Origin of the sequence: Blautia sp. TF10-30, from assembly GCF_003481245.1 — a bacterium.
Classification (GTDB): domain Bacteria; phylum Bacillota; class Clostridia; order Lachnospirales; family Lachnospiraceae; genus Fusicatenibacter; species Fusicatenibacter saccharivorans.
Genome location: NZ_QUKM01000009.1, coordinates 36305 through 48461, shown reverse-complemented (window position 1 = coordinate 48461; position 12157 = coordinate 36305). Strand labels below are relative to the sequence as shown.

6 protein-coding genes and 1 riboswitch are annotated in these 12157 nt (G+C 42.9%); of the genes, 1 reads left to right on the top strand and 5 read right to left on the bottom strand.

Annotated elements, in window-relative coordinates; all coding sequences use genetic code 11:
- Position 1 precedes the first annotated feature (1 nt).
- Positions 2 to 77, bottom strand: a riboswitch (cyclic di-GMP riboswitch).
- A gap of 446 nt (positions 78 to 523) precedes the next feature.
- Positions 524 to 730, top strand: a complete 207-nt coding sequence (locus DXD02_RS16385; protein WP_117510210.1) for a helix-turn-helix domain-containing protein — start codon at positions 524 to 526, stop codon at positions 728 to 730.
- A gap of 23 nt (positions 731 to 753) precedes the next feature.
- Here DXD02_RS16385 and DXD02_RS09665 read toward each other — a convergent pair whose 3' ends face one another.
- From DXD02_RS09665 to DXD02_RS09645, 5 genes are all read right to left on the bottom strand, one after another.
- Positions 754 to 3168, bottom strand: coding sequence for a glycoside hydrolase family 3 N-terminal domain-containing protein (locus DXD02_RS09665; protein ID WP_118666774.1), 2415 nt, complete (start codon positions 3166 to 3168; stop codon positions 754 to 756).
- Positions 3169 to 5592: a glycoside hydrolase family 3 protein gene (locus tag DXD02_RS09660; RefSeq protein ID WP_118666802.1), complete on the bottom strand. Its 2424-nt coding sequence runs from the start codon at positions 5590 to 5592 to the stop codon at positions 3169 to 3171. It lies immediately after the preceding gene.
- Between the two features lie 49 nt (positions 5593 to 5641).
- Positions 5642 to 7990: a GH36-type glycosyl hydrolase domain-containing protein gene (locus DXD02_RS09655; RefSeq protein WP_117802450.1), complete on the bottom strand. Its 2349-nt coding sequence runs from the start codon at positions 7988 to 7990 to the stop codon at positions 5642 to 5644.
- Positions 7991 to 8105: 115 nt separating this feature from the next.
- Positions 8106 to 9539, bottom strand: coding sequence for an MFS transporter (locus tag DXD02_RS09650; RefSeq protein WP_243001893.1), 1434 nt, complete (start codon positions 9537 to 9539; stop codon positions 8106 to 8108).
- Positions 9540 to 9631: 92 nt separating this feature from the next.
- The gene (locus tag DXD02_RS09645; protein WP_118666773.1) at positions 9632 to 12082 is read right to left on the bottom strand and encodes a beta-galactosidase; all 2451 of its coding nucleotides are present in this window, start codon (positions 12080 to 12082) and stop codon (positions 9632 to 9634) included.
- Positions 12083 to 12157: the final 75 nt, after the last annotated feature.

The window sequence follows — 12157 nt, the reverse complement described above, 5'->3', positions numbered from 1 at the left end:
TTTATGCAACTGGCTGCCATTTTAAAGGCCCTGTAGCTTTGCGTCCCAGACTTTCATCTGGTTTGCCAATTTCCTTATTATAGCTTTAATCTTATGCAAAAAACTGATTTTATTATACTTTAGTGTTCTACTATACACAAGAAAAAAATTAACATTTTAACGTTCAAAAACAAAAAAAGAACAGCCGATACATATACTCGAACTGTTCTCCTACTTCCGAAGTCCACGCAACATTGACATTACTGTTTCCTGCTTATTTGTACTCAGATCGTTCCATATCCCTAGAACTTCTTTCTGTTTTTCTGTCAGATTCTCTGAATTATCTTCCTGAAAAAACTGCGATAATGTCACGCCCAAAGCTGCACATATTTTTTCAAGTGTGATCAGCGACGGCAGGTTTTCCTGCTCTGGTTCATATGGTACTTACAATTCCACGTTGTATGTGATAAACTATTATTGTCCATTTGGACTACCTTTACAATCCTTTTTACAACAAATATACTTATTATATCGAAAAAATAATATGAAAATATCTGCAGAAATTATTAAGATATTGCCAAAACATAGAAAACAAATCACGGAGATAACAGAAACCACACTTCCCATCGGACAGATCGCCCTGCAGACCGGCTTCAGCCAGCAGTCCTATTTCGGAAAATGTTTCCGTGAAAAAATGAACTGCTCCCCACGGGAATACCGCAAGAATAGAACCGAATGCCGCTTTGTATAAAATGGCATCCGGTTCTGTTCTTTTTATTTCGCTGCGGCACTTGCCCAAAACGCTCTGTTTCTTCCCGCAACCCATTTATTTTCTTTCACACAGTAGCTTCCTCTTAAACGAATATCTTCTGAAGAACTTCCGACCTCTACTGCATATCGTCCTTTTTCCACTTTCCAGTGCATATCAATGTCCAGAAAAGCCATTTGATCCGTTTTCACCTCAAAGCATACCGTTTTCTTTTCGCCCTTTCGCAGGTGAATGCGCTTAAAACCTGCCAGTTCTTTTACTGGTCTTGTCAGGCTGGCATATTCATCTCGTAAATAAAGCTGGACGACCTCATCTCCTTCACAGCTTCCCGTGTTCTCAACAGCGCAGGAGATCTGAACCGTATCTGCTGCCTTTTCATTTCCCATCGAGATATGTAAATCCGAATATGTAAATGTTGTATACGACAGTCCGTATCCAAAATAATATCTCGGTCTGTGCGGCATATTCACATAATTGGCAAAACCGATACTGCCGCTCTGATCCCAGGAGGAACCATATGGATGATTGTAATAAACCGGAAGCTGTCCCACTCCATAAGCAACGGTAACCGGAAGTTTTCCTCCCGGATTATATATTCCGGTTAAAATATCAACTACTGCTTCTGCTCCTGTTTCCGATGGACTCCATGCTTCCAGAATAGCATCTAAATATTCCTCTGCAGCATCACTGGAAATCGGTCTTCCATCAAAGTGAACGCCAACCAATGGTTTTCCAAGCTGCGCAGCCTTGCGAATAAATGCATCCTGACATTTTGGAAGGTTAATATCAGTACTGTCAATTCCTTCTCCCATTGATGCCATGGAACACGTTCCGTGCTTACCGCCAAGCGTCAGTATCACAATGTCTACCTGCTTTGCTGCCTGCAGCGCTTCTTCAAAATGACTTTCGTCGTTTCCTGCAATCGGATAGCCATATGCATATAAAATCTCACTTTCCGGAAAGCGGATTTGGAATTCTTCATACAGATTTCTGCATTGCGGTTTCTGTCTTTTCAGGATCTGATCAAACTGCTCTGTCTCATCAGATTGAATATTGGTTCCCGGAACCGTAATAATCTCATCTGCATCTGCCTGTACAACTCCGCTTACACCTGCAATAGAATTGGCAATCGCATAGGTAGACTCCATCATGCACATATGTGTGTATCCACCAAACATTTTTCTGGCATACCCGGCATGCGGTCCGATCACCGCGATTTTTTTCCCTTTTGCCGCAATCGGCAATACGCCGTCATTTTTCAGCAGTACCATGGATTCTCTGGCCGACCGCAGGGAAGTGTTCCTGTCTGCTTCCTGCATTACAAGAGCATGAAGCTCTTTTCCTTCCAGCGCATAGGGATTTTCAAATAAGCCCATTCTGAATTTTCCCTCCAGAACCCGCAAAACCGCTGTATCCAAAATATGGATATCCAGTTTTCCACTTGAAAACATCTCTTTTAATTTCTCATTATAGCCAGTACAGGACGGCATCTCGATATCCATTCCCGCATGAAGACACATCGCACCGGCTTCTTCAAATGTTTCTCCAATATGATGTACACTATGCGCATTTCCCACTGCACCGTAATCGCTGATGCACATGCCGTCAAATCCCATTTTTTCCCGAAGCAGTTTCGTAAGCATGTTATGAGAAGCAGATACATCTTCTCCATTCACAGAGCAATAACAAGGCATAATACCTTTCAGATCTGACTCTGTGATTGCTGCCTGGAAAGGTTTTGCAAACACTTCTTCTAAAAGTCGCGTCGGCGTTTCGCTGTGTGTTCCATGAATTCCACCCTGCGAATTATGAAAAGCCACAAAATGTTTTGCCACACTTTCTGCTTTTCTTGAAGCAACTGTATTCTTTTGTATTCCTTTCGTATACGCTGCCCCCATCGCACTTACAAGGGAAGCATCTTCTCCATAACTTTCTCCAAAACGGCCCATACGCGGATCTCTTGCCACATCCAGAACCGGTGCCAGTATATGGGTAATACCACAGGCCGTTTCCTGTCTGCTCACAATTTCTGCAATCTGTTCTTCCAGCTTGGGATCAAAGCTTGCTCCCCTGCCAATCCCAGACGGAAAACTGGTGGAGTCCTGAATGAAGGCCCCGCACAATCCTTCCATATGAAAGATTGCCGGTATTTGATGGGCACTGTTTTCCATCACAATCTTCTGCACTTTTCTCTGCCATGCAGCCACTTCATCAAGTGTCTCCATCCTGCGCATTTCCAGCGTGCTTACTTCTCCCATTCCGTATTTTGTCTCCTGCTGAATTTTTTCAAAGTTATAGGCATCCTGATCAAAAGGAAAAACACAGTTAATCTGTGCCATCTTTTCGTCAAGGCTCATTTCTTTGAGCAGAAGAGAGGCTCTTTCTTTGGCACCCAGTGTATGATCCCTATATGATTTCATTTAAATACGCTCCCCTTTCTCAAATAACTTCAGAACATGTAACAATCTTGCAACACTCCTTTCCAGATCTTTTCTGGTAATCCGTCTCTCCTGATAGGCCTGCAAAATCTGCCGGATCACCGGCGGGCCACCCGGCATCACGATATCATTTCCCGCTGCCACAGCATCGCCGCCATCTGCGACAATATCCATATCGCCCCAGTCAGTAACGACAACACCATCAAAGTTCCATTCTTCCCGTAAAATATGCGTACACAAATCTCGATTTCCAGCTGCAAGAACCCCATTAATTTTATTAAACGATGTCATAATAAAAGATACTCCGGCATCTCGAACCAACATTTCAAAAGGTTTCAGATAAAGTTCCCGCAATGCACGTTCCGTAAGGATGGAATCTACCGCATCGTACCGCTTCTTCGCACTTCCTCTTCGATACGTTTCCTGTTCATTCACGGCAAAATGTTTGGGGCAGACGCGGACAGGATGATTTTCCTGAACGCCCTTTGTAATCTGGACCGCACAGATTCCGGTCAGATAAGGATCCTCCGAAAAATATTCAAAATTTCGCCCGCAAAGCGGATTCCGGTGCAGATTGACTGCTGGTGCCAGCCATACGTCAACCGCTTTCTTTTCGCACTCTGCGCCAACCGCATTTCCAAACGCTTCCCACAGTTCTTTATTGAATGCGCAGGAAATCAGCATAGCCGTTGGCCAGGCCCCCGTTCCCACACCTGCCGGTCCATCTTTATAAAAAATGGAATGAATACCTTTTTCTGGCATAGCCGGGGAGACATATCCTTTTGCTCCGACTGGATGATCGTTTTTGGTCAGTGGATTTCCCTGACCATCCAATATGGTTTCCGGCTGTTCCTGTTTGCTGAACGCTGCAAATGGAATTCCAGGTCCATACCCCACACACAATGCAGCCAGCTGTTCGATACTGAAATTTTTTACTTGTTCCATTTCATCCCGTAAAAGATCATATCTTTCCTGCTCTTTTAAACCATCGGTCTCTTCTTTTTTCTTTTCATGCATTCGGACCTTTTTTCGTCCTTCTCTTGCAGATAGTACCTGCAAATGCTCTACATTGCAGTTTTGTACGCAAAGACGATTCACACATTTTTTAATTACGTAATCTTCTCTTATCTGGATTTTTCCTGCAAAAATTGTCTCACGGGATGAATTTCCGATAAAAAACTGATATTTTCCCTTTTCCAGGATATATGATGCAGATGTCTCAACATATCCTGCCAGATCCTGCATGGATATTCGAATCGAAATATTCTGTTTCTCCCCCGGAGCAAGAAGTCTCGTTTTTGCAAAGCCTTTTAATTCTTTTTCCGGTTTTTCCGACTCTGTACCAGAACAGGACAAATAAAGCTGTATCGTTTCTTTTCCTGCATAATTTCCGGAATTTGTTACCTCCGTAATAAATTCCACCTCTTCTTTTTCCTGTTTCATCTCTTTCGGAAGAATCGTAAACGATGTGTAAGACATTCCATATCCAAAGGGGTACAATACCTGTTTCCGAAAAGTATCAAAATAGCGATACCCCAGATAAATGTCTTCCTGATACACCGTTACCGGGCTTTTCGTATATCCTGTACTTCCATTTGCCTTTGCATCCAGTCCATAATTTTCGTAAGTTAAAATTTCATCTTCCTGTTCTTTATTCCAGGTGAAATTTTCTGCTGTCGGGTAGTCTTTGAAAGACTCTGCCATGGAAAAACTTAATTTGCCAGATGGATTCACAGCCCCCGTCAGAATATCAGCTAATGCTCCGCAGCCTTCTTCGCCCGGAATTCCCAGAAACACCACGGCCTTAATTGCGGAATAGGCGTTCACCCACTGCATATCGATCATTCCATTAATATTCAGTACAACGATCACATGTGGAAAAACACAGCACACCTGTTCCAGCAGTTCTTTTTCGGATTCGGTAAGTTCATAATCACCTTTGATGTGCCTGTCACATTCTTCCCCACCAGCATTCCTTCCCAGCACAAAAACAGCGGTATCGGTAAACTCCCTGGCTTTCTGCATCAGCTGCTCCGGAATGTGATACTCTGTCCACATCGGCTGATATTTTCCAAAGATCTCATACATAAAACCACAGTTCATATTTTCTACATTTGTGATATCAATACCGTCAATCACAAACTTTTCCGATTCGTTTTTTTGATGGCTGGTATAAAATTGTTTTAACCCTGCTTCTGCACAGATTCCTCTTTTTTCACATTCACATAAGAGATTCTTGTTTGCAAGGGATTTGGATGCTCCCGAACCGTTTCCCGAAAAAATGGTTTCTATCTGTGCCCGTCCCAAAAAAGCCACCTTTTTTTCTTTTAATGGCAAGATCTGCTCTTCATTTTTCAAAAGAACAATTGATTCTTCCACAAGTTCCTGAAAAATACTTTTTTTCATCTCTTTTCCTTTCTTTCTGCTGATGTCTTCATAAACAAGCCTCTTTTGTCTATTTACGCAATATAACATGGACTTCATGCATTTTTCCATCCTTGAAATCAGGCAGCACAAACCCATCTGCTTTGTCGGACATATCGCAAACTGCTCCGTCTGTCTTAATTTCAAGCACTCCTTTTTCCAGATGATCTGGATTTTCGATGATTACATGATAATCAGCACCTCGAAAATGTCTGGTCACTTCTGCCTTTTCCCATTCTTTCGGCAGACACGGATCGATCCGCAGTCCATCGTAATCCCGTTTGATTCCGAGAATTCCTTCGTACAATCCCATCATGCACCACGCAGAAGTTCCCGTTGTCCAGGACTGGTAGGATCTTCCATAATATCCGGGATTAGTAGAATAACAGTTTGTAAAAACATATGGTTCTGCTCCGGATTGCATGGATGGATTTTTATCACTGTCCGGCATAATTTTTTTCAGTGTTTCGAATGCTTTGCTTCCTCTCCCCACCTTGCAGTCCATCAGAATTTTAAACCCTGTAGCATGACAGTATACACCACCATTTTCAAACAATCCTGGCAGCATGCCGGACATTCTCCCTACATTGGGCGAATACTTCTGATACGGCGGAAGATTTAACGGAAATCCAAAATCATGCTCCATGGAATCCACTGCTTTTAATATCGTAGGTAATTTCTCTGCATCTGCAACATCTCCTAAAACAGCCCATGTCTGCGCGTTCAGATAAATTTTGCTTCCTTCGCTGTTTTTGGAACCAATATTCTCCACATCACTTAACGCCCGCATGTACCACGCTCCATCCCATGCATATGCATTAATGCTGTTTCGTAAGATACGATATTCCTCTGCTATTTTTCCGGCATATACCTGATCGCCTTTTTTCTTCAGTAATGCTTCTAATTCCTTCAATGCCAGGCAGAACTGATGGGAAAGCATTACGGATTCCGCATATTCATCCGTTGTAACATTGAGTGCATCATTCCAGTCCGCAAAATAAATCCGTACCAGTCCATGCTTTCCTTTATCCTGCAGCAATCGATTCACAGCCGCTTTCACATGATCCAGAACAGCCGCCTTCCCTCCATCCTGCCATTCAATCTCCAGATCCAGGATAGAAAAGTCTCCCGTTTCTTTTATCAGCTGGCAGACAGCCCATATGATCCAGAACGGCTGATCGGAATACCGGGTATCATCATAAGGATACCACGTAAGAACTCCATGACCATCCCGAAACTGATGGCGAAGACATTCCAGAATCTCTTTTTTTGCTGTTTCCTGCCGATAGTTTAACAGGCCAACTGCAATCTGAAGATTATCGCGGACTCCTTTTTTCCCGACAATGCAAAAATCCACCTGTTTTTTCACCCAGTTATTCATCATGTGATTGATTTTTTCATCCGGCGTTTCCACGGTCAGCGAACGATATTTTTCCAGATAATGCGTTTCTGCTTTTTCAAGTTCCTTTTCCACAACTGCAGAATTGGAAAACTTTTCCGATACCGCCCTTGCCTCTTCAAGTGATTCACTGATTCCAAATACAAACTGTAATTCTTTTTCTTCTCCTGGCTGTAGCACAATTTTATGCTGCAGCACACCGCCCAGAATAAAAAGGGCCGCTTTGGAATTTGTACAGTCTTTTCCCTTTACGACAATGTCCGGTCTCTGGAAGAGCGCGCTTGCTGATGCATCCAGCCTTGTTATGGTACTGGTTGTCCCGCAAAATGCTTCCAGATTTCCATCATATGCGTATGCCGGCTCTGATGCTGCCAGAAATGCGTTGTATCTTTTGTGCGGTGCGAAAGGATGTGCGGATCTGCAATATACACCCTTTAACTTTTCATCATAATCTGTTTCCATACAACGATACATTTCATAATATCGCGGATAAGAAAAGCCCTCCAGATAAAAGCTGACTGCTGAAAATATGCTGAGATGGCGCTGTCTTTCCCCTGTATTTTTTATTTTCAAAGTCCACACTTCCTGGTATCCGTCTTCCGGTACAAACAGCCGCCAGGAACTTGCAATATTCTGATAAGAAGACTGGATTCTGGAAGATCCAATGCTGTGTACGCACTGATAATTTTCTACTTCCGTATTTAATGGACCTTCGCCGATATTCCAGCATTCTTTGCTTTTCTCGTCTCTTAGATAGATATATCTTGCATCGTCCTGATTCATCATACACATATCTGCTTTTTCACTGAGGTAATAGCTGCGCCCATGTCCTGTCTGGGAAATCTGCGCACAGTAATGATTTTCATTCCACAGATAATTATACCAGTATCTTGGTGTTCTGGTTTCTGTTATAATGCAGGAATTTCCATCTTCTGAAAATGTATAAGGTTTCTTTTTTTCATTGCATAATGTATCGCTCATTTTCAATTCTCCTTATTTTTAACCTACAGAGCCTGCCACTGGCAGTTTCTGTAAATTGAATGACAACTGCAAAGTCGGTACAGTCTTTCCTGTACCGACCTTGTAGTTTCTCCGTTTATTTTTTCTCTTTTCTCGCAAGTACTTCTTCCCGCATCTTTGGTAATTTTTCTTCCAGATCAAATCTGGTAAAAATCAGGAACATAGCCAGGTTTGCAACCAGCGGAAGATAGTTGGAAAATCCATAAATCGAATATCGCATGGAAGCAGTTGCACTTTCCAGAGATGCCTGATATCCGCCAATGGCAAGAAATGCGGATAAGATAACAGATCCAAGGCCGCTTCCCACTTTACTTCCAAATCCTATGGCTCCGCCCGACATTGCAACTAATTTCTTTCCATATTTCCATTCGTTATAATCTACCGTCATTGCTGTTAATACGCCGTACAGACACATCAGTGGAATCTGGATAAAGCTCGCCACAAGGCTGGTTGCTGCATAAACCATAAAGTTTTCCGGAATAAAGCAGCGGATCAGGGATGGAATGGCAGCTCCCATTAACCCAAGCTGAATTGTTTTTGTAACACCCAGCTTCGAAATGATCGGCTTGGAAACCACAAATCCGATTACCGTTGCCAGCATACCTGCCGCTCCTATGACTGCAACAAGATTATCGTTGCCAAAAATCCATTTTGCATAGTATGTACCCGAGGCTGCTGCCACTGCAGCGGTAATATTGGTAATCAAATTGAACAGAAGGACGATCACCCAGTATTTATTCTGCAATAACATTTTTATAGCATCTTTAAATGGAACTGCTTCCTCTTCTTCTGTTTCTGCCGGTGCTGTTTCTGATGCGTTTTCCGATTCGCTTTCATAATCCGAAGCAAATTTTGCTTTTCTTCCATTGTTGTAGCAGATCAGGAAAAGTAATAAAACGCCAAGTGCAAGCGCAACACCATATTTGATCCATGCACTCTGTGTACCACCCAGCATATTGGTTACCGGAATTGTGATAATAGCAATGATTGTTCCGGCACCGTAGTTTCCGACTGCACGGAACAGCCCCATATTGCTTCGCTCACTCTGGCTGTGGGTACGCACAATCATAACCGCTGAAAACGGTGTGGCAATCATAGTATAAATAACTGCTGTTAAAAGAAGATTGGTAACCAGTACATAAATCAATGCCGCTGTCTGTCCTGCCTGAATCGGGACCGTAAACATCATAATGATGATGACTGCTGCAGGAATCGCCATTTTCAGCATCCAGGAGTAATATTTCTTATTCCCACCTTTGGAGTGGTCAATCATATTTCCCACCAGAACGTCCGTCAGTGCATCTATAATCTTAGCGATCATCATCGCAATTCCGACTCCGCCTACCGCCATGCCGACTTTATCTGTATAAAAGTAAGTAAGCTGGCCAACCAGATTGGCCATCACGCCTAATGCTAACTGACCTCCCATATCAGCCATATAATCTGTTTTTCTCATAACTCTTCTTGCCCCGTCTGCATCATAGAGGACTTTTTGTTTCTTTTTTCCCATATCTTTTTCTCCCATCGTTTTTTACAGCCGCTGTTTTATACTTGTATTCTATCAAGTATTTTGTTTCTTTTATTACATATAGCAATTTAATATTATATATTTGGGCATTCTTTTTTTATTTTTAAATTATATTGAACACTTGGAAGATTGCCTGACAAAAGAAAACATACTCCTTTTTCTGTCTCTTTTCCTTCTATTCTTCCAATTTCATTTCCCGTCGGATCTAATGCTGTAAGAACGGCCTCCTTAGCTTTTACGTAGATTCTTCCTTCCAGCGTTTCGGCATATAATTTTCCCTGAAAGTGTACTGCTGTAAACGGAAAGCCCATCATCTGTGCACCTTCCTGATACGTTGTCTTGTCCATTCCCGTTGTTCCCATCGCAGTGATCACAAATTCCTCTGCCTGCTCCAGTTTTTCCTTTCCCACTGGAAGAAGTGCCAGCGTAATCCGCTCATTTTCTGACTGGATCTCAATTTTTTCAGACAGCCGCAGACTTTCTGCTGGGCTTCCACTGAAATATCCGCAATACGGTGTATGAATTGCGAACCGGGCATGTGCCGGATCAAACACCAGCTCTTTTGTATCAGAAATCAGTTTTCCATCTACCAGACCACATTCCTCCGAAAGTATCTTCCATTCTTTCATTGCCCGGTCAAGAATTGCAGCAAATTCACGATAATCTCCTGTGCCTGCGATTTTCTGAATTTCATCAAAGACAAGTGCCTGTGCTCCCAGATACACGCCTTCTCGTATCTCTTCTGCATTCTTTGCTGCCTGTTTCAGCCTGTTGTGGTCTTTATATTTCCGCCATGCGTCACGATACGGTGACCATGCATAATACACACCGTGTTCTGCCTCCGAGAGATCTGCCCCATTCAAAAATCCTGCGTTCACTGCAACAGCCGCGTCTCCCTGATAGGTATCCCCTCCGTCCAGGAATACATTTCGCATACATGTGATGTAAGGTAAAAAAGTAGTTGGCATTGCGTGCATTTTCGGCAGTGTTTTCAAATCGTTCTGTGTATATACGACATCTACACGGTTTTTAGCCGCCGATACCAGCCCTTTGAGAAATACAGATGCCATAAATCCCCACTGACAGATAACCGCCGGATCATTATATACATCAAAAACACTCCAGATTTCATCGTCCGGCTGATCGTCCGCCTTTTCCGACGTATGATAATTGTATAAAATCAGTCCGTCCCAGTCGTTCAAGCATGCATAGGCAACCGTGTGCACATATGCTGTCGAATGGAAAGGATGTTCCCCATATTCGTTCCACTCACTGAGCATGAAAGGTTTTCCTTTTACAATGGCAACGGAAGCAAGATTTAAAAGTGTTGTTGCCATAGAACCAACTCCTGTCTGCATGGTCAGCGGGTTCGTTGACACATATTCGGCCGGCCCTGCAACCAGATAGGTATTTGCCTCCTGGATCGGAAGCAGCGGGTGATTAAAATAGCTGTTATTTTCCATAAAATCCCCGTCGGTATGGCCATATACATCCGCTGCACCGGCAACCAGATTGCTTGTCACGATCGGAACTTTTACTCCAAGGGAATGAAGATAATCTTTCATATCCTGATAAAAATTACGATTCATCGTAATGCCAAATTCCATAAAATCAGCATAGCGGGCCGGACTTTCATTTTCTTCCCATTTTCCCAAAGGGTCGCATTCCGGCTGATAGAAATTACCTGCGGCTCCCTGCACAGTTCCTTTCTCCGGATCTTCTTCCTCGCCAAGCGCACATTTTCCTTCAAACGTCCATGCTTCTTTCAGACGCTCTCTTGTTCCATATTTCATCAAGAGGAAGCTGTTAAAACGATTTTGTACCTCATCCCGATATGGCTGCATCTCTTCCCGCTGATCTGTGTCCATCGTTCCTTTAATCGCAGAATCTTCATTATTGATCTGAACCGTGATCACCGCCGGATCGTCAATCAGTGCAAGACCTGTATAAGGATTCACATGACAGAGAATCTTTCTGGCATATTCTTTTTGCAGCTCTATCATCCGTTTATTGTACATGGGAAAACGTTTGATGCAGCATCCCGCATTCCCCGGGTAATCCAGTCCATCTCCTTCTACAAAATCTCTTGCAACGATAAGATCAATGTGAAGGTAAATACCCCGCTCTTTCAATTTTGCGACAAAATAGTCAAATCGATCCAGACCTTCCAGGTGAAATTCTCTCCCGTTTCCTTTTTCATAATCTAAAAGTGGAGCTTCTTTACAGCTGGACCAGCTGCGCGGTTCCTCGCCGATTGGGGCATCTGCTGCATGGAGCCGAATCACATTCACGCCCAGGCTCGCAAAACGTTCCGCCAGTTTCTCTGCGGTTTCATGATCCGGGGTATTTGATCTTGCAGCCACATTAAACCCAAGAAATTTTGCCCTTACACCATCTTCAAAATAAAAATGGCCATTCCTTGTCGTTACAAATCCATGTTTTCCAGCTGGTGCATCCAAAAGATAAGAATAATCGAGAACACCTTTATTTGGATTCGTTTTATTAATTTTAATCGGTTGTCTCATACGTATGATCCGCCTTTCCTTTTTTCTAATCGCACTTTATCAAAAATGAAAGAAAAGATATTACATAAAAACATA